Here is a 21,645-nt window from a genome sequence, read left to right as displayed (position 1 = left end):
CGAACGGGGCGCAGAAGAGGACCGGGCTCAGCCACGGTCGTGAACGGCGCCGCGGGTGGCGCGGTTTCCCCTCCGGCGGCTGTGTACCGGTCGGACGGCTGCTGCTTCGGGAGTCCGCCAATGCGGCGGCGTTGGCCACGGGTGCTTCCTCACTGTGGTGCGGTGGGGCGGGATTCGGGCCGGCCGTCCGGCGGTCCGGCCCGATGCGGGGCGACTACTCGGTGATCTGCAGGCCCTGCTTCTTCATCTCGCTCACGGTCTTGTTCTGAGCGGTGCCCAGGGCGGCGGTGATCGTTCCGTTGCCGGCCCAGGCCTTGCCGAGCCCGTCGTTGAGATCGGCGGTCGTCTTGGTCATCAGCGGGCCCCAGGTCCAGGACGCGTTGACCCGGCCGGAGGCCTCGGCGAACACGCCGTAGATCTTCTGGCCGCCGAAGTACGGGTCGGCGGCAGTGAGTTGCGGCAGATCGAGGAGGCTCTTGGCGGCCGGGTACAGCGCGGCCTTGTCGACGAGGCCGCCGAACGTCTCGCGGTCGGTGCCGAGCCAGTGGGCGAACTCCCAGGCGGCTTCGGTGTTCTCACAGCCCTTGAGGACCGCGGTGGACGACCCGCCCGCATTGCCGACCTGCTTGTCCCCCTTGCTCCACTGCGGCAGCGGCGCGACCGCCCACTGCCCGGACCCGCTCTTGGCGCCGCCCTTGATGACACCGGCCTGCCACACGGCACCGACGACCGTGGCGATGTCGCCGTTGCCGAGGCCCGTGTACCACGCCTGGTCGTACATGGGCGCGTCGCTGATCAGCCCCTTGCCGACCAGGCCCTGCCAGTAGTCGGCGACCCTTTTGTTGGCCTCGGAGTCCATGGTGACCTGCCAGGCGTCGCCCTCGGTGCCGAACCAGGACGCGCCGGTCTGCCAGGCGAGGCCCGCGTAGTCGTAGTCGAGGTAGGGCGCCGAGACGTACCGCTTCGGGTCCGACTCGTGAATCTTCTCGGCCGCCGTCTCGTACTCGTCCCACGTGGTGGGGGGCTTCAGGCCGAGCGAGTCGAAGACCTTCTTGTTGTAGAAGAGGGCCATCGGGCCGGTGTCCACGGGCGCCGCGTACACACGGTCCGCCAGGGTGACCGACTTCCAGGCGGCTTCCTGGTAGTCGTCCTCGTCGGCGGCGGCGTGATCGGTGACGTCCGTGAGGGCACCCTGCGCGGCGAAGCTGGGCAGCGTCTCGTACCCGACCTGGGCCAGGCACGGCGCGTTGCCCGCCTGGACCGCGTTCAGCATCTTCTCGTAGCCGCCCTTGGCTCCCGGCTGAACGGACTGGTACGACACCTTGATGTCGGGGTGGGTCTTGTTGAAGGCCTCGACCGCGTCCTCGTAGCCCGGAGCCCAACCCCAGAATGTTATCGATGCCTCGCCGGACGACGAGGCGGAGTCCGAACCGGAGTCCGAGCAGCCGCTGACGGCGAGCGACAGGACAAGGGCGCCCGAAACTCCCATGAAACGGGCGGTGGAATGCTGCACAGCTCCTCCTTGAGCAAGGGTGGCGCGGAGGAGACTGGTCTCCGCACAGCCGAGAGGTCGGCGACACGCAGTCACCGCGGGAACCCGGGTCGACTGTCGGTAGCTGGAACTATGGCAGAGAATGTTATCGATGCCAATGGTTGGCCGCGGAGTTCGTCACCGCTTGTCGGCGCCCCCGGGGCACCGTGCGAGAGGATTCAGTGCGGCCCATGATCCAGCCGTGCCCCCACCCGCGCCGCCGTCTCCCGCAGCCAGAGGTGCGCGGCGTCGTGCGTGTGCACCGGATGCCACCACAGCGCCTCCTGCAACGGGACCGCCTCGTACGGAGGCTCCACGACCCGCACGGGGGCGATCGGCGCGAGCAGGCGGGCGAGCCGGGACTGGACCATGGCGATGCGCCGGGTGCCGGCCACCAGCAGCGGCAGCAGCTGGAAGCTGTCGACGGACACCTCCGCGCGCGGCTCCACGCCGAGCATCCCGAGCTGGCGCACGGCGGGTGCGTCGTACGTCCGCTGGTAGGTGACCCACGGCAGGTCCGCCAGGTCCTGTCGGGTGAGCCGGTCCGAGACGGACGGGTGGTCGTCGGCGACCACGAACACCCAGCGGTCGTCGTAGAGGTCGGTGGCGGGGAAGCCGCTGATGACACCGTGCGGCATGAGCAGCCCGTCGACGGCACTGAGCAGGGTGGCGGTGTCGTCGACCACGGTCGGCGGGGTCTGTGCGAAGCGCAGCCGGATCCCGGGGGCCTCCTCGTGGACGACGCGGGCGAGTTCGGCGCCGAAGACGGAGACGGCGTAGTCGGAGGCCACCAGCGTGAACTCCCGGCTCTCCTCGGCCGGGTCGAACTCGGCCTGGCTGGAGAAGAGGCGCTCGAGGACGTCGTAGGCGGTCGACGTGCGGTCGAGCAGCACCCGGCCGAGGGCGGTCAGCTCGTAGTGGCCGCCGACACGGGCGAGCAGGTCGTCGTCGAAATGGCGGCGCAGCCGGGACAGCGCGGCGCTCATGGCGGGCTGGCTGAGTCCGACGCGCTGCCCGGCGCGCGTGACGTTGCGCTCCTCCAGCAGGGCGCGCAGGGCGACGACGAGGTTGAGGTGCAGGCGCGCCAGATTCACCGACTTCTCCTTGCTGTACGGCGCCGGGCGACGCCGACCAGGAGAAATCCGTCTCGTGGATGGCCATTATCCACACAATCGATTTCCCTGATCACCGGGGGCGGGTCCAGATTAGTCCCACCGCAATCAGGAGGACATGTCCGTGAAACCAGCTCCCGCGCCCGCGCCCTTCGCCGGTCCCTTCGCCCTCGCGACGCTCTCGGCTCCGGGCGGGCCGGCGTTTCCCGCTCTGGTCACCGCCGACGGGCTCGTCGTGGACCTGCGTGTCGCCCTCGACGACGATCGGCTCACCGTCCGGCGGCTCCTGGAGGGCTGGCCGGAAGTGCTGCCGCGGCTGCGCGCCCTGGCCGAGGACAGCGACGTGGGGCGCGGGGTCCTGGCGGAGTTCCGGGTGCACGCCCCGGTCGAGCCGCGCCAGGTCTTCCAGTCCGGCGCCAACTACCGCCAGCACGTCATCGACTTGCACGTCGCCCACCGTGCGGCCGGTGACGACCGCCCCGAGGACGAGCGTCGCGCCGAGGCCGCCGAGATCATGGACCGGCGGGCGGACGAGGATCTGCCGTACGTCTTCCTCGGCCTGCCGAGCGCCGTCACCGGTCCCTACGACGACGTCGTACTGCCCTCGTGGGCGGAGAAGCCGGACTGGGAGCTGGAGTTGGCGGCCGTCATCGGGCGCCCGGCGCACGGTGTCCGCGTCGAGGAGGCACTGGAGCACGTCGCCGGCTACACGATCGCCAATGACCTGACCGACCGGGCGGCCGTCTTCCGCCGGGACATGCCGCAGATCGGCACGGACTGGCTGCGCAGCAAGAACGCTCCCGGATTCACGCCGCTGGGCCCGTGGATCGTGCCCGCCGAGTCGGTCGCCGACCCGGGCGATCTGCGTCTGGTGCTCAAGCTGAACGGCGACACCATGCAGGACGAGTCCACCAAGGACATGATCTTCAACGTGGCACGCATGGTGTCCTACGCCTCCCAGAGCGCCCGCCTGCTGCCCGGCGACCTGGTGCTGACCGGCTCCCCGGCGGGCAACGGCATGCACTGGGGGCGCCTGTTGCGCGACGGCGACGTGATGGACGCCTCCATCACCGGCCTCGGCGCACAGCGCACCCGGTGCGTGGCGGAGGTGACGTCTTGACCGCCGGGTCCCTGGACCGCGACGACCCCGAGGGCATGATCGCCGAGGCCGCCCGGGCGTACTCGAACTGGGGCCGGTGGGGCGAGGACGACCGGTTGGGCACCCTCAACTTCCTCGACGCGGCCAAGCGCCGCGCGGGCGCGGAGCTGATGCGTCGGGGCGTCAGCTTCTCCCTCGCGCAGCGGTTCGACATGGACGGCCCGCAGCGGGGCTGGCGGCGGCGCACCAACCCGGTGCACACCATGCTCGACACCGGCACCGACGCGGCCCTCGGCAACCAGGGCTTCCCGCACGGGCTCGGTGGCGCCGACGACGTCATCTCCATGCCCCTGCAGTGCTCCACGCAGTGGGACGGGCTCGGCCACATCTTCGATCACGGCAAGGCGTGGAACGGGCGCCCTGCCGAACAGGTCGTCACCTCCGACGGCGACCTGGTCACCGGCATCGAGCACATGGCCCCTCACGTCGCCGGGCGCGGCGTCCTCCTCGACGTGGGACGCGTCGTGGGCGGGGACGGCGAGCTGCCGGACGGCTTCCCCATCACCGAGGCCCATCTGACCGCGACGGCCGAGGCGCACGGGCTGACCGTCGGCCGGGGCGACATCGTTCTCGTGCGGACGGGCCGGCTCAGCCGCGCCCGGCGCGAGGGCTGGGGGGAGTACGCGGGCGGTCCCGCACCGGGTCTGTCGTTCACGACGGCAGGCTGGCTGCACCGTACCGAGATCGCCGCGATCGCCACCGACACCTGGGGTTTCGAGGTCCGGCCGAACGAGTTCGAGCACGCCTTCCAGCCACTGCACCAGGTGGCGATCCCCAACATGGGGCTGCTCATCGGCGAGATGTGGGACCTGGACGCGCTGGCCTCGGACTGCGCGGACGACGGCGTGTACGAGTTCTGGCTCACGGCCGCTCCGCTGCCCATCACCGGCGCCGTAGGCTCGCCCGTCAACCCGATCGCCGTCAAGTAGTCCTCACCCTCCTCGAGGGGCAAAGGAGTTCTTCCATGAGCACACCCCGCACCGTCCTGGTCATCGGCGGTGGCGCCGCCGGCAACGCCGCCGCGATCCTGCTGCGCCGCGCCGGAATCGCGGTCGATCTGATCGAGGCGAAGGACGACTGGAACGCCACCGCGGGCTCCGGCATCACCCTTCAGGGCAACGCCCTGCGCGTGCTGCGCGAACTCGGCGTGTGGAACCGGGTGGAGAAGTCCGGCTACGGCTTCGACGCGGTCGGCATCACCGCCCCCGACGGCACCGTCCTGCACGTCGCCGAGGACCTGCGCACCGGCGGCGACGACCTGCCCGCCACCGTCGGCATGCGGCGCCCGCGACTGCAGCGCATACTCGGGGACGCCGTCCGCGAGAGCGGCGCCGACGTCCACCTGGGGGTGCGTGCCACCTCCCTGGACCAGTACGGCGACGGGGTCGCCGTCCGCTTCAGCGACGGCACCGAGTCCCGCTACGACCTGGTGGTCGCCGCCGACGGTCTCGGCTCCACCACCCGCGCGGCCATCGGCATCGCGGACGCGCCGGAGCCCACCGGCATGGCCATCTGGAGGATCGAGGTGCCCCGGCCGGCCGGTGTGACCCGCACCGACCTCGCCTACGGCGGCCCCGCCTACATCGCCGGCTACTGCCCGACCGGCGAGAGCACGCTCTACGCGTACGTCGTCGAGGCCCACCGCGACCGGTCCTCCATCCCGGCCGGCTCCTACGCCGACGAGATGCGCGCCCTGGCTCAGCACTACGGCGGCCACTGGCCCGAGATCACCGCGCACATCACCGACCCGTCCCGGGTCAACTACACGTGGTTCGACCGGATGCTGGTCGAGGGTTCCTGGCATCGCGGCCGGGTCGTCCTCGTCGGTGACGCCGCGCACTGCTGCCCGCCCACGCTCGCCCAGGGAGCGGCCATGTCGCTGGAGGACGCCTGGGTGCTCGCCCGGATGCTGTCCGCCACCGACACCTGGGACGACGCCCTCCTTCAGGGGTACTACGAGCGACGCGTCTCGCGTGTGCGTCCCGTCGTGGAGGCCTCCGTCCAGATCGGCCGGTGGCAGCTCGACGGCGTCCGGGACGCCGACGTGCCCGGCCTGATGGGCCGCACCATGAACATGCTGCGGGAGCTGCCGTGACGACACCGCCCACCGTCGACGTGCACGCCCACGTCCTGCTGCCCGGGATCGAGGCGCTGGTGGACGGCCAGCCGGCCCTGGCCGGGGCGCGAGCCCTGGACGCCCGCCGCAACGGTCCGGACGCGTCGCGGGTCAACGGCCCGATGATCGGGGCGCGGATCCCGCGCCTCACCGATCCGGCGGTCCGGCTCGCGGCGATGGACGCCCAGGGTGTGGACGTCCAGTTGGTCAGCCCCTCCCCCTCGCACTACCACTACTGGGCCGACGAGGAGACGGCCGAGAAGGTGTACCGGCTCGCCAACGAGGCGACGGCGTCGCACTGTTCGGCCGACGCCGACCGGCTGCGGGGGCTCGGCCTGGTCCCCCTGCAACACCCCGGGCAGGCGGCGCGCGCCCTCGACCACGCGCTCGAGCAGGGCCTGGCCGGCGTGGAGATCTCCAGCCACGCCCCGGGGCGCGAACTGTCCGACCCGGACTACGAACCTCTGTGGGCCAGGGCGGCGGAGGCCGGGGCGATCGTCTTCCTCCACCCCTTCGGCTGCACCCTCGACGAGCGCCTCGACCGGTGGTACCTGTCCAACTCCGTCGGCCAGCCCACCGAGAACGCCGTCGCCCTCTCCCATCTGATCTTCTCCGGTGTCCTGGACCGCCACCCCGGCCTTCGGATCGTCGCGGCGCACGGCGGCGGCTACCTGCCCGCCCACATGGGACGCGCCGACCACGCCTGGAAGGCCCGCTCCGACGCCGGGTCCGGTTGCGCCCGCCTGCCCAGCAGCTACCTCAAGCGCCTGTACTTCGACTCCCTGGTCCACGACCCGGACGTCCTGCGGGAGTTGGTTCGCGTGGCGGGCGCGGACCGGGTGCTGCTCGGCTCCGACTTCCCCTTCGACATGGGCACCGAGGACCCCCTCGGCGCGCTGAGCGCCGCCCACCTGTCCGACGCCGACTTCGAGGCCGTGCGCGGCGGCACCGCGGCCGCCCTCCTCCGAAAGGACTGATCCGTCATGAACAGCCGTCTGCTCACCCACCTGCGGCACGTCGACCTCGCCGTGCCGGACTACGACAAGCAGCTCGACTTCTACTCCGGCGTCTGGGGCCTGACCAAGGTCTCCGAGGACTCCGGCATCTCCTTCCTCGCCGCCGAGGGAAGCCCGGAGAACTACGTCGTCCGGCTGCGCAGGGCCGACGAGAAACGTCTCGACCTCGTCTCCTACGGGGCCGCGTCCGCCACCGACGTCGACACCCTCGCCGAGCGGCTCCTCGCGGGAGGAGTCCAGCTGATCTCGCGGCCGGGCACGGTGGACACCCCCGGTGGTGGCTACGGCTTCCGGTTCTTCGACGTCGACGGCCGCACGGTCGAGGTGTCGGCCGACGTGGAGGTGCGCCGGCATCGCAGGATCGAGGAGAAGGAGTCCGTCCCGGTCAAGCTCTCCCACGTCGTCCTCAACTCCCCCGACCTGAACCGGACCCGGCAGTGGTACGAGCGTCACCTCGGGTTCGTCCTGTCCGACACCCTGTCGTCGCCGCACATGGGCGAGGTCATGCACTTCATGCGGATCTCGAACCAGCACCACTCCATGGCCGTCGCGCAGGGACCGCACACGTCACTGCACCACGTCTCGTTCGAGATGCGCGGTCTGGACGAGTACATGCGCGGCTCGGGGCGGGTGATGCGCGCCGGGCACCGGAAGATCTGGGGTCCCGGCCGGCACATGGCGGGCGACAACACCTTCACGTACTTCCTCGACCCCCACGGCAACACCGTGGAGTACACGACCGAGCTGGAGCTGCTCGACGAGGACACCTGGCACCCCCACATCTACGACTTCTCGCGGCCCGAGGTCACCGACCAGTGGGGCACCGCCAACCCGATGAACGAACTGGTCGCCAAGGAGTCGTTCAACGACCCCGACCGGGGCGTGTTCGTCGCCCCGCCGGTCTGACCCCCGCCCGTGCCCGTGTCCTGGAGCCCACATGCGATTCGCCACCTACGAACACCAGCACCGCACCCGCGCCGCCGTCGTCGAGGCGGACGGCACCCTCCACCCGCTGGCCGGCAACACATCGCTCACCGAGCTGGTGCGCTCCGGCGGCGGTCTGCCCGCCCTGCTCGCCGCGGGGACCGCCGCGCTCGGCGTCCCGCCCGGTCCGCACGTCTCCCAGGTGCGGCTGCTGCCGCCGCTCCAGCCCGCCTCCGTACGCGACTTCGTCACCTTCGAGGAACACGTGGAGGGCGTGCGCCGCTCGGTGGACGGCGTCAGCGGCGTACCCGACCAGTGGTACGCGGCCCCCACCTTCTACTTCACCAACCCGCACGCCATCTACGGGCCCGGCGACGCCGTTCCGATGCCGCCCGGCTCCGCAGTCCTCGACTACGAGCTGGAAGTCGCCGCCGTCATCGGCCGCGAGGGTCACGACCTGACCCCCGGGCAGGCCCGCGACCACATCGTCGGCTACACCGTGTTCAACGACTGGTCCGCCCGCGATCTCCAGTCCGCCGAGATGAAGGTCGGCCTCGGCCCCTGCAAGGGCAAGGACACCGCCTCCACGCTCGGCCCCTGTCTGGTCACCGCCGACGAACTGGAGCGGTACCGGGACCCCGACGGCTTCCTGCGCCTGGCGCTCACCGCCGAGGTCAACGGGCAGGTCGTCGGCGAGGACCTGCTCTCCCACATGAGCTGGACCTTCGAGGAGATGACCGCCTACGCCTCGCGTGGCACCCGCGTCGTACCGGGCGACGTCCTCGGCTCCGGCACCTGCGGCAACGGCGGCTGCCTCGCCGAGCTCTGGGGCGTACGCGGCGAGGGGGCACCGCCGCCGCTGCGGCCCGGCGACACCGTCACCCTCACGGTCGAGGGCATCGGGGCGGTCTCCAACACGGTGACCACCGGCGTCGACCCGGTGCCCCTGCCCACCGGGCGGCGCCGCTCCCGGGGGCGGCCGTGACCGGCCCGCACCCGGGAGGCGGCCCGGGGTGAGCCTGGGCTCACACGCGGTCGGCCGCGATCAGGACGTACTGGAAGGAGCCGTCGCGGTAGGACTCGATGAACGCCTCCTCGATTCCGGTGACCAGTGAGGACGTGGCCCGCAGCTCCCAGTAGGGCAGTGTGTCCGGGGTGAGGTCGACGATGGTGTGCGGCACCAGCCGGTTGTCGGCCATGGCGCGCAGGTACTCGCGGCGGGAGTGGATGTTGCACTCGAAGTGGGCGTTGATCTGGGAGACCCACTTCGACGGCTGGCCGTAGCGGGGGTTCCAGCAGCCGGTGATCGTCACGTACCGGCCGCCGACCTTCAGGAAGCGGGAGTGCTCGCCGAACAGGTCGTGGAGGTCGACGTACATGGTCGACTCGTTGTTCCAGGAGGCCGTGACGCTGCCCTTGTCGAAGGGCGTGTCGAGCATGTTGCACACGCGGGAGCGGACGTGGTCGTCGATGCGCAGCTCTCGAGCGCGCCCGTTGCCGAAGTCGGCCTGGCCGGTGGACAGGGTGACTCCCTCGACCCGGCAGCCGAAGCGGCGGTGGGCCATGACCATGGATCCGCCCCGTCCGCAACCGGCGTCGACGAGGGTGTCGCCGGGGCCGACCGGGCCGAGGTGGTCCATGAGGAACTCCGCCTGTGCGGACTCCAGCCGGTGCAGCTCCGCGACGACCTTCTTCTCGTACTCGCTGTGCGCCGGGTCGCCGAGCGCGGCGTGGTCCACGGCACCGATGCCGTAGTGGTGGTGGTAGAGCCCGTCCACGTCACCGAGGCGGAGGTTGACCGGCCGTGCCTCGTTGTTCCAGTAGCGTGCGATGTCCTCCTGGTAGGGCGTCGCCGGGGCCGGGATCTTCGCGGTGGCGGTGGGGATGGAGGTGGTCTCAGTGGTCACAGATATGTCCGTTCGTTACCAGAAGTCGGGCAGGCTGTAGCGGTAGGTGTTGGTCCGGTGCCAGTCGTGGTTGCCGTCGACCCAGGCGGCGACTCCCTTGAGGAAGCGCAGCACGGGGGGCAGGGGGCAGGCTTCCGCGAGATCGGCCGCGGCGGCCTCGAAGGCGTGCTGGAGTTCGTTGTGGACCTCGACGGCCTTGAGGTAGGCGTCGCGTTCGCAGAGCTGCTCGCGTTCCGCGATCACCACCGGAAGGTTCAGGTGGCGGCCCGGGCTGTTGAGTTCCTTGGTGTAGGAGTAGAGGTCGTTGACGATGGTGGTCGCGTTGCCGGCGAGGGCGATCACCCGTTGCATGTCCGGTTGGGCGTGCAGGTCCGCGGGCAGTTCGTAGCCCCCGACGCTGTCGGTGATCGTGGGGCAGGGGCGGAAGTTGTTGAACTGGCGCATCGCCAGGTACTCCCACACCTCCGGCACGTGTCCGGTCTGCGCCCAGGCGGCCTCGGCGAGGTAGCCCATGTGCAGCCGGGCCATGTCGTGCCGGTAGCGGTCGGCCTGGGAGGGGGTCGCCGCGCGGACGAAGTAGTCCATGGCGCTGTCGTAGGCACGGCGCGGAGCGTCCGAGCTGAGGGATTCCCGCCAGGCCGGTGTGTACTCCGCGGTGGTGTGGAAGTGGTCGATCGCCGTGTGCGCGAGGAGGAGGCGCCCGCCGAGCCCGACGGGTGACCCGCCGTGGTCCTCGCAGTAGCAGTCGTCCACCGCGTTTTCCGCGACCATCAGCCGGGTGGCGAGCATCAGGTGGTCGACGGTCGGGGCGTCGGGATGGCAGCCGACCATGTAGCGGCCGACGGAGAAGCCGTCGAACTGCCCCTCCCACTCCTCGGGGTAGAGCTGGACCTCGTCCTCGGCCCAGCGCTTGATCCGGTGGCTGACCTCCTCGACGCGGACGGGGTCGGGCTCCGGGACGGGGTGGTGGTAGAGGCCGGGGACGGCGCGTCCGGCGGCGGGCGGAGCGGCTGCCGGGGGCGCCGGGTCCGGTCGCTGTCCGTAGGTGTCGGTCAGGGCGAGCGAGGTCGTGCCCGGTCCGGTCGGTCCGCGCAGGATCCGCTGGAGGGCGGAGTCCGCCGCGGTCGTGTCCGGTGCCGCGGGGGCGGGCGTCGGGGACGGTGCCGGGGGTGGTGTCGGGTCGGGGATCGCGACCGGCGGGTGCAGTGCGGCCAGGAAGTCGGAGGCGGCCGACGTGGCCGAAGGGCCGGGGGGCGCCGGGGCGGGGATGTCCGGTGTGGCTGTGGGCGGCGTCGGCCCCTGCTCAGGGGGCGATGTTCCGAGGGGCCCGGGCTCGGGCATCGGCGGCTCCTTGCTGCGGTGGGGTGGGGGCTCTGTCGTACGTGGGGCGTGCCGGACCTGTCCCGCGGGAGCGGTTCGGGGCGTCAGCGCCGCACGGGGGCGGCGATCTGTACGTTCTCCATCACGCCGAGGGCGTCGGGGAGGAGCACCGCGGCGGAGAAGTAGGTGCTGACGAGGTAGGAGATGATCGCCTGCTCGTTGATGCCCATGAAACGCACGGCGAGGCCCGGTTCGTACTCGTCCGGCAGTTCGGTCTGCCGCAGGCCGATGACGCCCTGGTTCTTCTCACCGGTGCGCATCGCGATGATGGAGCTGGTCTGTTCCCTGCTGATCGGGATCTTGTTGCAGGGAAGGATGGGGACGCCGCGCCAGGCGGGGACGGATTGCCCGCCGAGGTCGACGTGGTCGGGGTAGAGACCGTAGGCGTTGAAGCCGCGTCCGATGGCGGCGATGGTCCTGGGGTGGGCGAGGAACAGCTTGGTGCCGCGTCGGCGGCAGAGCAGTTCGTCCATGTCGTCCGGGGTCGGCGGGCCGGAGCGGGTCTGGATGCGCTGCTTGAAGTCGGCGTTGTGCAGCAGCCCGAACTCGCGGTTGTTGACGAGTTCGTGTTCCTGGCGTTCCCGCAGGGCTTCGACGGTGAGCCGGAGTTGCTCCTCGCTCTGGTTCATCGGACCGTTGTAGAGGTCGGCGACCCGGGTGTGGATCCGCAGAACGGTCTGTGCGACGGAGAGCTCGTACTCGCGGGGGTGCGGTTCGTAGTCGACGAAGGTGCCGGGCAGGTCGGGTTCGCCGACATGGCCGGCCGACACGGCGATCTCGGCCTCGCCGTGCTTGTTCTGCCGCTGCCGCGCACGGGAGTCGAACTCGTCCACCTGTGCCCGCAGTTGCGGGGCGGAGTCCCGGACCGCCGCGAAGTCGGCGCGGGTCAGGGTGAGGAGGGTGCCGGAGGTCTCGGCGGTGTAGGTGGAGTCGTGGCGGGCGTCGGGGTCCGACAGCGCGTTCTCGCCGAAGTGGCCGCCGTCCGAGTGCACCGCGATGGAGGTCCGTCCGCCGTACTTGCCCTCGGAGGTCTGGCTCACCCGGCCGTGGGCGATGAGGTGGATCCGGTCCGCGGGGCTGCCGCGTTCGGCGAGGACTTCGCCCGCCGTGAAGTCCCGCTGGGTGCAGCGGTCGGCGAGGGCGGTGAGGACGTCCGTGTCCGTGAATCCGCGCAGCAGGGACAGCTCGGTGAGCTCCAGGGGGATCACCCGGACCGTGGCGCCCTCCTGGACGAACTCGACGCGCCCGTCGCCGAGGGTGTGGCGCAGCCGTCGGTTGACCCGGTAGGCGCCGCCCGCGGTCTCGACCCAGGGCAGCATGCGCAGCAGCCAGCGGGAGGTGATCTCCTGCATCTGCGGCACGGACTTGGTGGTGGTGGCGAGGTTGCGGGCAGCGGCGGTGCTGAGGGCCTGCTGCGGCGCCTCGGGTGGGGTCTGGGCTTCCGGGACGCTGTCGACGGACATCGGGAGGCGTTCTCCTTGCACGACGGGTCGACCGACGCACACGGGTGCGCCGACCGGGAGACAGGGAGGAGTGGACATCGGGCCGCCGGAGGATCGCGGGATCGCTCCGCCCGCAGAAAGCTAACTGTTGGACCGGCTGTATCCACCAAGGTGCCGTGATGCTTACCCCGAAGCAGTGACAATCGGTTGAATGTGGTTTATCGGCCGCCTGGTGCCATCGCGTTGGCAGCAGCGGAGGGGCGGCCGTTGTCCCCTGTGTTGAGAGACTTCAGCCATGGGATCTTGGGGAGCCTTGGGGCCGGCGTTGTTGTCTCTGGCCGGTGTCGCGCTCGGCGCGGGCGGATCACTGTTCGGTCAGTACCTCGTGTCGCGAGCAGGCGCTCGCCAGTTCGAAGCACAGGCGTCGGCCGCGCACCGGGCGGAGGTCAAGAGTGCGGTCCTGAAGTTCCTGGGAGTCGCGGCGCAGGTGGAGAAGGCGGCCCTCGCCGGCTCGCGAGTTGCAGGTGCCGCGGCCGATGCCGATGCCGAGCTCGGCCGGCTCGTCGATGATCTGTGGCTGGCGCAGGCGGAGATCGACCTGGCGGCCAGGGGCGAGTCCCTGCGAGGCGCCGCCTACCGTTATGCGGCCCCCCTCGCGGAGGCGGCCAGGGACGGGGTGTCCGACGGGTCCGCGCTGCGCGGGCCGCAGGCGCGGTTCTTCGATGCGGCGTACGACGACATGTGGCCCGGTCGTCAGCGGGAGACCGGTGGTTCCGCGGCACCTCGGTGAGCGGGTGCGGGGTACGGGGTGCGGCGGATGGAACGGCCTGTCGTGACGACCGGTGTGAGGGACGAGAGCAGGGACTCAGCGATCCTCCGGAGGCTCCGCGGGAGTCTTGTCGGAGACGGGAACGAGCGCGGCGAGGAAATCGTCGAACGCCCGATCGGCTCGCGGAACATCTCCTGTGGTCTCGATGTCCATGATGAGTCCGCGGACGACGGCGAGTACGAGGGTGGCGAGTTCGGGACGGCCGACGCTGCGCATGCCGTCCTCCAGCGGCTGCAGCCAGTCCGTGGTGGACTCGCGGCGGAAGTCCGGCCAGAGCTGCTGCTCGGCGTCCTCGCGGAGTCTGCCGAACATGGTGAGGTACGGCCGGCCGGACGGGCCGGTCATGACCTGCCAAGCCCGTCGCAGCGTGCTCGGATAGGGCTCGCCCGGCCGCGGGGCGACCAGTTCGCCGAAGAAGTCGCGCTGGCGTCTGCGTGCCCGTCCCAGGGTTTCCCGCAGCAGTGCGTCCCGGGACCCGAAGTGGTAGATCAGCATCCGGGCAGAGGTGCCGGAGGCCGTCACGAAGGGCTCAAGGCGGTGGGGAAGCCCGTGCGTGAGGGCGTGGTCGACGCAGGCGTCGAGGATTCGGTCGCGTATCTCGGGCTGCTTGTGTCGACCCATCGCCGCACTTTTTCACGTAACCAACGTTACGTCTACCGTGGAGGCGAGGAGCTTGGCACTCGGATCGAGGAGCAAGAGATGCGTATTGTGTTCGTGCATGGAGCGTGTGTTCGTGACGGGTCGTGGTGGTGGCACCGGACCGCCTCGGTACTGCGGGAGCACGGCATCACCAGTGTTGCCCCGGCGCTTCCGAGCTGCGGCGAGGGTGACCGGCCGGCCGGGCCGGAAGGTCCCGGGCTGCCCGAGGACGTCGCCGCGCTGCGTGCGGTCCTCGTCGAGGGGGACGAGCCGATCGTGGTGGTGGCGCACAGCTACGGCGGGATCGTCGCCGCCGAGGCGGCGGCGGGTGTGGAGACGGTGCGCCACATGGTGTTGGTGTCGAGCTACTTGCCCGAGCCCGGCGAGTCCCTGTCGACGTTCGGAGCCGACGCGCCCCCACCGTTCCTGGACTTCGATCCCGACGGCGGTACGTTCGGCGCCCGGCCGGAGCTGTTCGCCGAGACGTTCGCCCAGGACTGCCCGGCGGACATCGCCCGCGACGCGACGGCCCTCCTGGTGCGGCAGACGCTCGCCGTGACCCAGCAGCCCGTGCGGGCGGCGGCGTGGCACGACGTGCCCACGACCTACGTGGTGTGCACCGAGGACCGCGGTACCCCGGTGGCCGCGCAACGTGAGTTCTCCCGCCGCGCCGACAAGGTCGTCGAGGTGGAAGCGGGCCACCACCCGTTCCTGTCGCAGCCGGGGGCCGTCGCCGACATCGTCGCGAACCTGTCGTCACCGTGACGGCGGGCCTGGGACGTGCCGCCCGGATCGCCCGCCGGTTCGCCGCCGAGGCCCCGCGCCGAGGAAGGTGGGCCACAGCGGTGCCGTTGCCCGGGGTCTCTGGTCAGGCCGGGGGGAAATCCGCGGTGAGGTGGGCCAGCAGTCGGCCGGGGGCGTCCTCCTGGAGCAGGTGGCCGGCGCCCTCGATCCAGTGGAGTTCGGCGTGCGGAACGCGTTCGTGCAGCCACTCGGCGTACTGGGGAGGGAGGATGCGGTCCTCGCGGCCCCAGACGAGCCTCACCGGAAGCGTCATTGTGCCCAGCAGGTGCTCGTACGCCGCGGTGTCCGACTGCCTGATCTGGCTGTACTGGCGGTAGAACGCGGCCTGCCCGGCACTCCCGCGCCACGGTGCGAGGAACATGTCGAGGACTCCCGGTCGCAGGCCCACGTGCGTGGCGTGCCGCAGGTGACTGGCGACGAGCGCTTCGTGCGCGTAGTCCGGAAGTCTCTCGAAGACGTCCCGGTGCTCCAGGAAGAGCCGGAAGAGGCCGCGCTCCCACGCTCCGCCGCTCACCGCGTCGAAGAGGGTCAGATCCCGAAAGCCCCGCTGCTCCAGCAGCAGGGTGCGAAGTGCCACCGCCCCGCCGATGTCGTGGGCGACCACGCTGGGGCGGGGCAGTTCCCAGTGGTCGAGGAGCCCGGCCAGATTTCTGGCGTGCGCCGCCAGGCTGAGGTCCTGCCCCTCGCGCTGGTCCGACTGGCCGAAGCCGAGATGGTCGAAGACGTACACCGTGCGGGTACGGGCGAGGGCCGGGGCGATGTCCCGCCAGAGTAGGGACGAGTACGGGGTTCCGTGCACCAGGACGACCGGGTCTCCGCTGCCGAGGACGCTCCAGCGCACCACCCCGTCAGGCGTCTCGAATTCCTCGCCGAGTGTCCAGTCCGTCCCTGGGCTGCTCTTCTGCCTCATGAGGAGCATGTTTCCCCCGGGCCACGCCCTATGCCTCTCCGCCCGCCCGCGCGTGGTGCCGGTCGACGACGGCGTCGACGATGGCGGCCACGTCCGCGCGGTCGGTGGGACGGGAGTCGACGGAGTTGTGGATGGAGAGTCCTTCGATCAGGGCGTCGAGGGCGCGTGCGGTCAGCGGGTCGAAGTGTCTGGCCAGGGAGTTCCGGCTGGCGCGCATCCAGGACCGCATGACGGCGCGCACCTCGGGATGGCGGGTGGCGAAGGCGTAGAGCTCGTAGCTGAGCAGGAGGTTGTGGTCGGTTCCCCAGACCTTGCCGCAGATGATCTCGACGACGGCCTCCTGAGCCTCCTGGCGGGTCCGCGCGGCCTCCAGCAGGGCGCCGTAGCGGGTGGAGACGGACTCGGCGTGCCGGGTGAAGGCGTCGGTGAGCAGGTGCTGCATGTCGTCGAAGTAGTAGGTGAGTGATCCGAGCGGCACGCCCGCCGCCTCGGCGATCTTGCGGAAGGTCACTTTGATGGCGCCGTGCTCGGCGATGACGTCGAGCGCGGCGTCGAGGATGCGTTCGCGGCGCCGGGGGTCGTTGGGGCCGCGGGTGCTGCCTGTCATCGCCGTCGTCTGCCCTGTCTTCTCGGACTCCCACCGGGTGTGTACATTTGTGCATACTCGGTGGGTGCGGATTCGTTGCCTGCTTGCCCCTCCATTGTGTTGCCCCTCCATTGTCCCCAACGCCGGCGGAGCCCCTCCTTGACAGACCGCGCCATACGCCGACGCCGTCGGGCACTGTTCCTGTTCTTCTTCCTCAACGGCATCGCCATGTCCTCCTGGGTCACACGCACGCCGGACATCCGCGACCATCTGGGCGTGTCCACCGGGCAGATGGGGCTGGTGCTCTTCGGCCTGTCCGTCGGCTCGATGTCCGGCATCCTGTGTTCCGGCCGTCTGGTGTCGCGCTTCGGGACCAGACCCGTGACGGCACTCTCCACCCTGTTGATCATCGCGAGCGTGGTCGTCGTCGGGGTGGGCAGCGCCCTCGTCTCCGCCTCACTGGTCACCGCAGGGCTGTGTGTGTTCGGCGCGGGGATGGGCGCGGGCGAGGTCGCGATCAACGTGGACGGTGCCGACGTGGAACGGCTCACCGGCTCGGCGGTGCTGCCCACGCTGCACGGATGCTTCAGCCTGGGCACCGTCGTCGGTGGCCTGGCCGGCATGGCGGCCACCGCTGCGGCGTTCCCGGCCCACTGGCACCTGTTGGCCGTGGCGGCGGTGGCGGCCGCGATCTTCGCGTACGCCATCGGCGCCGTCCCCGCCGGGACCGGAACCCGCACCGCGTCGCCCGCTTCCGACCCCGCGCAGCGCCCGAGGCCGCGCCTGTGGAGGGACCGGACGCTTCTGATGATCGGAGCCGTCGTCCTGGCCATGGCGCTCGCGGAGGGCGCCGCCAACGACTGGCTGCCGCTGCTCATGGTCGACGGCCACGGGCTCGACGCGACCGCCGGCTCACTCGTCTACGTGGGGTTCGCCGCGGCGATGACCCTGGGGCGCTTCAGCGGCACGTTCTTCCTCAGTCGTCACAGCCGGGCCACCGTGCTGCGGGCCAGCGCGCTCTCCGGAGCCGTCGGCCTGGCCCTGGTCATCTTCTCCGACAACACCGTCGTGGCCGCGGCCGCCGTCCTGTTCTGGGGACTGGGCGCGTCCCTGGGCTTTCCGGTGGCCCTCTCGGCGGCGGGCGACTCCGGACCCGACGAGACCGCCCGGGTCGGCCTGGTGGCGACGATCGGCTATGTCGCCTTCCTGGTGGGGCCGCCCACTCTCGGTTTCCTGGGCGATCACTACGGGCTGCGCGCGGCGATGGTCGTGGTGCTGGCGTTCGTCGCCATGGCCGCCCTCGCGGCCCCCGCCGCCGGCCGCCGCACGTCCCGGCGCCGTGCAAGCAGTGCCGACCTGCCCGTCGAACTCGCCGTGAAACAGCCGAGTCGGAGCCCCGAGGAATGATCCTTTGACCAGCTCACGTCGGCGAACCGAGCGACTCGGCCCGCTCCTCACCCGGCTGGGACGGCCGGTGCCCGCGGCCGTGCTGCTCGCCGCCGCGCTGCACACCACCTGGATGCTGCTGCTCGCCAACGGCGGCGGTGACCTGGCGGCCCAGGACGCCTGGACCGCGTTCGCCGCCAACCACCCGGACTCCGCCTACAACTTCGCCTGGTTCGGCGGCATGCATCCCGCCTCCTACAGCGTCCTGTCCCCGTACGTGATGCATCTTCTCGGCGTCCGCACGACCATGGCCGTGTCCGGCACGGTTTCGGCCGCCCTGCTCGCCCTGCTGCTGGTGCGCAGCCGGGGGGTACGCCGGCCCCTGTGGCCCGCGCTGTACGGCGCCTTCGCCCTCACCTGCAACGCGGTGTCGGGCCGGGCGACGTTCGCGCTGGGCACCATGTTCGGTCTCGCGGCGCTGCTGGTCGTCTTCGGCGACGACTCCTCGGGGGCCGCGACGTCCCGGCGGCCGCACCGGGTCGCGGCGCTGCTCCCGGCAGCGCTGCTGGCCGCTCTGGCGACCATGGCCAGCCCGGTGGCCGGTCTCTTCGTCGGGATCGTCGCCGGGGCACTGTGGCTCACCCGGCGGCGTGCCGTTGCGTACGCCCTCGGGGTCGCGCCGCTCGCCGTCGTCGGTCTGACCTCGTGGCTCTTCCCCTTCTCCGGGGAGATGCCCATCAACGGGTGGACAGCGGCACTGTCCCTGCTGTGCGGTCTGGCGCCGCTGGCCTTCGTGCCGGCCCACTGGCGCACGGTCCGTGTGGCGGGGGTGCTGTATGCCGGGGCAGTGCTGGGCGCTTGGCTGATTCCCTCCCAGGTCGGCAGCAACATCACTCGCCTCGGCATGCTCTTCGCCGGCGTCGTGTTCCTCGCCGCGCTGCCGGGGATCCGGCTGCCTCGCCCGGCCGCGCTGCGTACGACGGCGCGCAAACGCGTCGCGCTGATGGCGGCGATCTGCGCGGCGACGGTCTGGCAGGGCACCGGGGCGGTGGCCGATGCCGTGCGCACCGCGCCCACCGAGGCGTGGTCCGAGGACCTCGAACCGCTGTTGCACCAGTTGGAACGCGTCGAGGTGCGGAAGAAGGGAAGACTCGAAGTCGTGCCGGCCGGCAGTCACCGGGAGGCCTCGGCGCTCCCCGAGTACGCGCACCTCGCACGCGGCTGGAACCGCCAGGCCGACCTGGGACGCAATCCCGTCTTCTACGACGGCACGCTCACGGCGGACAGCTACCGCGCCTGGCTCGACCGGTGGGCGGTTCACTACGTGGTCCTGCCGTCGGGCCCGCTGGACTCGGCCGGCGGGCAGGAAGCGCGACTGATCCGGCAAGGGCTGCCCTACCTGAAGCAGGTGTGGTCCGACGCGAACTGGAAGATGTACGCCGTGCGGAAGCCGACCCCGCTGGCCGAACCGAACGCCACCCTCGCGGACGCCGCCCAGGACCACGTCACGGTCACGGTGGACCGGGCGGGACCGGTGCGGCTGCGAGTCCCCTACTCGCCCTGGCTGGTCCTGGTCGACAGCCGTGGCCACCGGATCGAGGGGACGGATGCCGCGGAGGGCACCGGCGGACCCGCCCGCACCGGGGGTTGCCTGAAGAAGGAGGAGCAGGAGACCGACGGCGGCGGGCCCCAGGACACCTGGACGGTCCTCCTCGCGCCCCGGGCCGGCACGTACCGCATCGAGGCCGACTACGCACTCCCCCGCGGCACCCCCTGCCCCGAGGAGTCCGGAACCGGGTGAGTGCCGCCACGGCGTGCGGACATGGGCGAAACCCCCGGCCCAGGCGCTTCGCAGCGGTGGGGTGTGCACGGTCGCTGTGGACGGCGCGGCGCTCGTGCGGCTAGTCCACGTCGGGCAGGTGATGCGACTCCAGGGCGTGCATGGCGTGCGACGCGTTGAACGGCAGGATCGTGACCGCGACGTGGGGCAGTTGTTCCAGCGTCCTCGACATCTTCTCGCCGGTGCCGCGGTGGAGGAGTTTGCCGAGGGCGTTGGCGTACATCCGCCGGGGCACGAGCACCGTCAGGGAGGTGTCACCGTCCTGGGTGGTCCGGACGGCCAGTTCCCGCATCGCGTGGCGCAGCCGCCGGTCGGGGCAGTCCACCAGTTCCAGTTCGACCGAGGTCGCGGACGTCGACGCCCAGAGGGCCGACAGCCGGCGGGCGTGGGCCTCGTCGATGGCGAAGTGCACCGCGCGGACGGTGTCAGGTCTCAGCTCGTGGGCGTACCGCAGGGCTTTCAGCGTGGCCAGGTCCAGTGTCTCGACCAGGACGAACACCTGGTGGCGGCGGGTACGCGGCCGGTCCGCGCCGGTGGGCAGCCGCTCCAGGGCGGCGGCCTCGCGCCGGTACTCGCGGTTGATCCGGATCAGGGTCCAGACTCCGAGTGGGAAGACCACGACGACCAGCCAGGCGCCCTCGGTGAACTTCGTGACGGCGAAGACCAGCACGACGGCGGCGGAGACGACCGCCGCGAGTGCGTTGACCCCGATCTTCACCCGGCGCAGTGGCTCCCGTCTGCGCAGGTGGTAGGCGGTGAGGCCGGACCCGGCCATGGTGAAGGCGGTGAACACGCCGATCGCGTAGAGGGCGACCAGCTTGTCCACGTTGGCGCCCGTGACGAGCAGCAGGGCCAACGACAGGGCGGAGAGCGTGACGATGCCGTTGGAGAAGGCCAGCCGGTGCCCGCGCCGGGTGAGCAGCCGGGGCAGGAACCGGTCCTGTGCGACGAAGCTGGCCAGGAACGGGAAGCCGGTGAAGGGGGTGTTGGCACCGGTGTAGAGGACCAGCGCGGTCGCCAGCTGGACGAAGACCAGGCCGGCCGTCCCCAGCGTGTCGTTCCCGAACGCGAGTCTCGCCTCCTGCGCGATGACGGTCGGGGTCCCGTCGGTGTACGGGACGGCGTGGGTGTAGTGGGCGAGGGCGGAGACGCCCAGGACCAGGACGGCGAGCACGCAGCTCATGGCGACGAGGGTGTGCCGGGCGTTGCGGCCCTGGGGTTCGCGGAAGGCGGAGATCCCGTTCGAGATCGCCTCGAGCCCGGTGAGGGACGAGCCGCCGTTGGCGAAGGAACGCAGCACGATGAAGAGCGACGCGCCGTGGAGCCAGCCGTCGCCGGGAGTCCCCGAGGGCACGACGCCGGGCGCGTTCAGGTCGGCGTGCGGCAGCTCGCCCGTCAGTCCGCGCACCGCGGCGACGAGGAAGACCAGGCTCATCGCGGCGATGAAGAGGTACGCGGGCAGCGCGAACATCCGGCCGGCCTCGCGGACTCCGCGCAGGTTTCCGTACGCCAGCAGGACGATCACCGCCACGGAGACCGGCAACTGGAGGTGGTCGAGCCCTGTCCAGCCGTTGCCGACCAGGTGGGCGAGCGAGATCAGCGCGCTCGTGCCGGCCGACACCTGGACGGCGACGGTGACGACGTAGTCGACCAGCAGGGCCACGGCGGCGACCTGCGCGACGTTCGGCCCGAAGTTCTCCCGGGCGACGACGTAGGAGCCGCCGGCCCGGGTGTAGATCGTGACGACATCGCTGTAGCAGAGCGTGAGAAGCAGCAGCACCAGCAGGATCGCACCGGTCACCGGGATGACCATGGTGAAGGCGGCTGCTCCGACGACCGGCACGAGGACCCGCAGCATCTCCTCGGAGCCGTAGGCCGACGAACTGATGCAGTCGGACGCGAGTACCCCGAGGGCCGTCCGGTTGTCCAGCTTCTCCTCGCCGGCCCGCTCGGTGGTGAGCGGTGTGCCGAGGAGTCGCCGCTTGACGCGGTACATCGGCCGATCAAGAGTCATGCGTCCATGAGAACGGGCGGCTGCTGCCGAACTGGGCAGCCACCGCCGAC

General features: G+C 71.2%; 19 protein-coding genes. 10 read left to right on the top strand and 9 right to left on the bottom strand.

Annotation, left to right across the window (positions count from 1 at the left end):
- Positions 1-214: 214 nt before the first annotated feature.
- Both BJ961_RS17495 and BJ961_RS17490 read right to left on the bottom strand, forming a co-directional pair.
- Positions 215-1,513: an ABC transporter substrate-binding protein gene (locus BJ961_RS17495; RefSeq protein ID WP_271413773.1), complete on the bottom strand. Its 1,299-nt coding sequence runs from the start codon at positions 1,511-1,513 to the stop codon at positions 215-217.
- A gap of 197 nt (positions 1,514-1,710) precedes the next feature.
- Positions 1,711-2,625 (bottom strand): LysR family transcriptional regulator, encoded by a 915-nt coding sequence (locus BJ961_RS17490; protein WP_271413772.1) that lies wholly within the window; start codon positions 2,623-2,625, stop codon positions 1,711-1,713.
- Between the two features lie 136 nt (positions 2,626-2,761).
- On the opposite strand from BJ961_RS17490, the gene BJ961_RS17485 reads away from it, so the two are divergent.
- Genes BJ961_RS17485 through BJ961_RS17460 form a run of 6 tightly spaced genes read left to right on the top strand, consistent with a single transcriptional unit; the run spans position 2,762 to position 8,843 of the window.
- Positions 2,762-3,763 carry a fumarylacetoacetate hydrolase family protein gene (locus BJ961_RS17485; protein WP_271413771.1) on the top strand — a complete coding sequence of 334 codons (1,002 nt, stop codon included), beginning with the start codon at positions 2,762-2,764 and terminating at the stop codon, positions 3,761-3,763.
- Positions 3,764-3,798: 35 nt separating this feature from the next.
- On the top strand, positions 3,799-4,731 hold the full coding sequence (locus tag BJ961_RS17480) for a cyclase family protein (RefSeq protein ID WP_271417071.1): 933 nt from the start codon (positions 3,799-3,801) through the stop codon (positions 4,729-4,731).
- A gap of 35 nt (positions 4,732-4,766) precedes the next feature.
- Positions 4,767-5,897: an FAD-dependent oxidoreductase gene (locus BJ961_RS17475; RefSeq protein WP_271413770.1), complete on the top strand. Its 1,131-nt coding sequence runs from the start codon at positions 4,767-4,769 to the stop codon at positions 5,895-5,897.
- Entirely contained in the window at positions 5,894-6,895 is a 1,002-nt protein-coding gene (locus BJ961_RS17470; protein ID WP_271413769.1) for an amidohydrolase family protein, read from the top strand. Before BJ961_RS17475 ends, BJ961_RS17470 begins: the two co-directional genes overlap by 4 nt.
- Positions 6,896-6,901: 6 nt before the next feature.
- Positions 6,902-7,840: a VOC family protein gene (locus tag BJ961_RS17465; RefSeq protein ID WP_271413768.1), complete on the top strand. Its 939-nt coding sequence runs from the start codon at positions 6,902-6,904 to the stop codon at positions 7,838-7,840.
- Between the two features lie 31 nt (positions 7,841-7,871).
- On the top strand, positions 7,872-8,843 hold the full coding sequence (locus tag BJ961_RS17460; protein WP_271413767.1) for a fumarylacetoacetate hydrolase family protein: 972 nt from the start codon (positions 7,872-7,874) through the stop codon (positions 8,841-8,843).
- Between the two features lie 40 nt (positions 8,844-8,883).
- Here BJ961_RS17460 and BJ961_RS17455 read toward each other — a convergent pair whose 3' ends face one another.
- The 3 genes from BJ961_RS17455 to BJ961_RS17445 all read right to left on the bottom strand — a co-directional run bounded on the left by BJ961_RS17455 (position 8,884) and on the right by BJ961_RS17445 (position 12,608).
- Complete coding sequence (locus BJ961_RS17455; RefSeq protein WP_271413766.1) at positions 8,884-9,765, bottom strand: geranyl diphosphate 2-C-methyltransferase; 882 nt, start codon at positions 9,763-9,765, stop codon at positions 8,884-8,886.
- A 15-nt stretch (positions 9,766-9,780) separates the two neighbouring features.
- Complete coding sequence (locus BJ961_RS17450; RefSeq protein WP_271413765.1) at positions 9,781-11,106, bottom strand: family 2 encapsulin nanocompartment cargo protein terpene cyclase; 1,326 nt, start codon at positions 11,104-11,106, stop codon at positions 9,781-9,783.
- An 83-nt stretch (positions 11,107-11,189) separates the two neighbouring features.
- Positions 11,190-12,608, bottom strand: coding sequence for a family 2B encapsulin nanocompartment shell protein (locus BJ961_RS17445; protein WP_271413764.1), 1,419 nt, complete (start codon positions 12,606-12,608; stop codon positions 11,190-11,192).
- A 274-nt stretch (positions 12,609-12,882) separates the two neighbouring features.
- Here BJ961_RS17445 and BJ961_RS17440 point away from each other — a divergent pair, with 274 nt between their 5' ends.
- A complete protein-coding gene (locus BJ961_RS17440) occupies positions 12,883-13,377 on the top strand; it encodes a hypothetical protein (RefSeq protein WP_271413763.1) in 495 nt (164 codons plus the stop codon).
- Between the two features lie 75 nt (positions 13,378-13,452).
- Here BJ961_RS17440 and BJ961_RS17435 read toward each other — a convergent pair whose 3' ends face one another.
- Positions 13,453-14,037 (bottom strand): TetR/AcrR family transcriptional regulator, encoded by a 585-nt coding sequence (locus tag BJ961_RS17435; protein WP_271413762.1) that lies wholly within the window; start codon positions 14,035-14,037, stop codon positions 13,453-13,455.
- A 78-nt stretch (positions 14,038-14,115) separates the two neighbouring features.
- On the opposite strand from BJ961_RS17435, the gene BJ961_RS17430 reads away from it, so the two are divergent.
- Positions 14,116-14,820 (top strand): alpha/beta hydrolase, encoded by a 705-nt coding sequence (locus tag BJ961_RS17430; RefSeq protein ID WP_271413761.1) that lies wholly within the window; start codon positions 14,116-14,118, stop codon positions 14,818-14,820.
- A gap of 103 nt (positions 14,821-14,923) precedes the next feature.
- Here the strand turns inward: BJ961_RS17430 and BJ961_RS17425 are convergent, their stop codons facing one another.
- Positions 14,924-15,769 (bottom strand): alpha/beta fold hydrolase, encoded by an 846-nt coding sequence (locus BJ961_RS17425; RefSeq protein WP_271413760.1) that lies wholly within the window; start codon positions 15,767-15,769, stop codon positions 14,924-14,926.
- A 28-nt stretch (positions 15,770-15,797) separates the two neighbouring features.
- Positions 15,798-16,376 carry a TetR/AcrR family transcriptional regulator gene (locus tag BJ961_RS17420; RefSeq protein WP_271413759.1) on the bottom strand — a complete coding sequence of 193 codons (579 nt, stop codon included), beginning with the start codon at positions 16,374-16,376 and terminating at the stop codon, positions 15,798-15,800.
- Positions 16,377-16,514: 138 nt separating this feature from the next.
- Here BJ961_RS17420 and BJ961_RS17415 point away from each other — a divergent pair, with 138 nt between their 5' ends.
- Together BJ961_RS17415 and BJ961_RS17410 are read left to right on the top strand one after the other, a co-directional pair.
- Complete coding sequence (locus BJ961_RS17415) at positions 16,515-17,762, top strand: MFS transporter (RefSeq protein ID WP_271413758.1); 1,248 nt, start codon at positions 16,515-16,517, stop codon at positions 17,760-17,762.
- Between the two features lie 4 nt (positions 17,763-17,766).
- On the top strand, positions 17,767-19,542 hold the full coding sequence (locus BJ961_RS17410) for an MFS transporter (RefSeq protein ID WP_271413757.1): 1,776 nt from the start codon (positions 17,767-17,769) through the stop codon (positions 19,540-19,542).
- A gap of 100 nt (positions 19,543-19,642) precedes the next feature.
- On the opposite strand, the gene BJ961_RS17405 is transcribed toward BJ961_RS17410, so the two are convergent.
- On the bottom strand, positions 19,643-21,595 hold the full coding sequence (locus BJ961_RS17405) for an APC family permease (RefSeq protein ID WP_271413756.1): 1,953 nt from the start codon (positions 21,593-21,595) through the stop codon (positions 19,643-19,645).
- Positions 21,596-21,645: the final 50 nt, after the last annotated feature.

The organism is Streptomyces lienomycini (genome assembly GCF_027947595.1).
GTDB classification, from domain to species: domain Bacteria; phylum Actinomycetota; class Actinomycetes; order Streptomycetales; family Streptomycetaceae; genus Streptomyces; species Streptomyces lienomycini.
Note: the sequence above shows the minus strand (reverse complement) of the source record. Positions and strands in the feature narration are given on the sequence as shown.

Excerpts from the sequence above, each read along its gene's own strand:
- BJ961_RS17485 (WP_271413771.1), top strand. The coding sequence starts at position 2,762 with ATGTCCGTGAAACCAGCTCCCGCGCCCGCGCCCTTCGCCGGTCCCTTC.
- BJ961_RS17480 (WP_271417071.1), top strand. The coding sequence starts at position 3,799 with ATGATCGCCGAGGCCGCCCGGGCGTACTCGAACTGGGGCCGGTGGGGC.
- BJ961_RS17475 (WP_271413770.1), top strand. The coding sequence starts at position 4,767 with ATGAGCACACCCCGCACCGTCCTGGTCATCGGCGGTGGCGCCGCCGGC.
- BJ961_RS17465 (WP_271413768.1), top strand. The coding sequence starts at position 6,902 with ATGAACAGCCGTCTGCTCACCCACCTGCGGCACGTCGACCTCGCCGTG.
- BJ961_RS17460 (WP_271413767.1), top strand. The coding sequence starts at position 7,872 with ATGCGATTCGCCACCTACGAACACCAGCACCGCACCCGCGCCGCCGTC.
- BJ961_RS17450 (WP_271413765.1), bottom strand. The coding sequence starts at position 11,106 with ATGCCCGAGCCCGGGCCCCTCGGAACATCGCCCCCTGAGCAGGGGCCG.
- BJ961_RS17445 (WP_271413764.1), bottom strand. The coding sequence starts at position 12,608 with ATGTCCGTCGACAGCGTCCCGGAAGCCCAGACCCCACCCGAGGCGCCG.
- BJ961_RS17440 (WP_271413763.1), top strand. The coding sequence starts at position 12,883 with ATGGGATCTTGGGGAGCCTTGGGGCCGGCGTTGTTGTCTCTGGCCGGT.
- BJ961_RS17435 (WP_271413762.1), bottom strand. The coding sequence starts at position 14,037 with ATGGGTCGACACAAGCAGCCCGAGATACGCGACCGAATCCTCGACGCC.
- BJ961_RS17430 (WP_271413761.1), top strand. The coding sequence starts at position 14,116 with ATGCGTATTGTGTTCGTGCATGGAGCGTGTGTTCGTGACGGGTCGTGG.
- BJ961_RS17425 (WP_271413760.1), bottom strand. The coding sequence starts at position 15,769 with ATGAGGCAGAAGAGCAGCCCAGGGACGGACTGGACACTCGGCGAGGAA.
- BJ961_RS17420 (WP_271413759.1), bottom strand. The coding sequence starts at position 16,376 with ATGACAGGCAGCACCCGCGGCCCCAACGACCCCCGGCGCCGCGAACGC.
- BJ961_RS17405 (WP_271413756.1), bottom strand. The coding sequence starts at position 21,595 with ATGACTCTTGATCGGCCGATGTACCGCGTCAAGCGGCGACTCCTCGGC.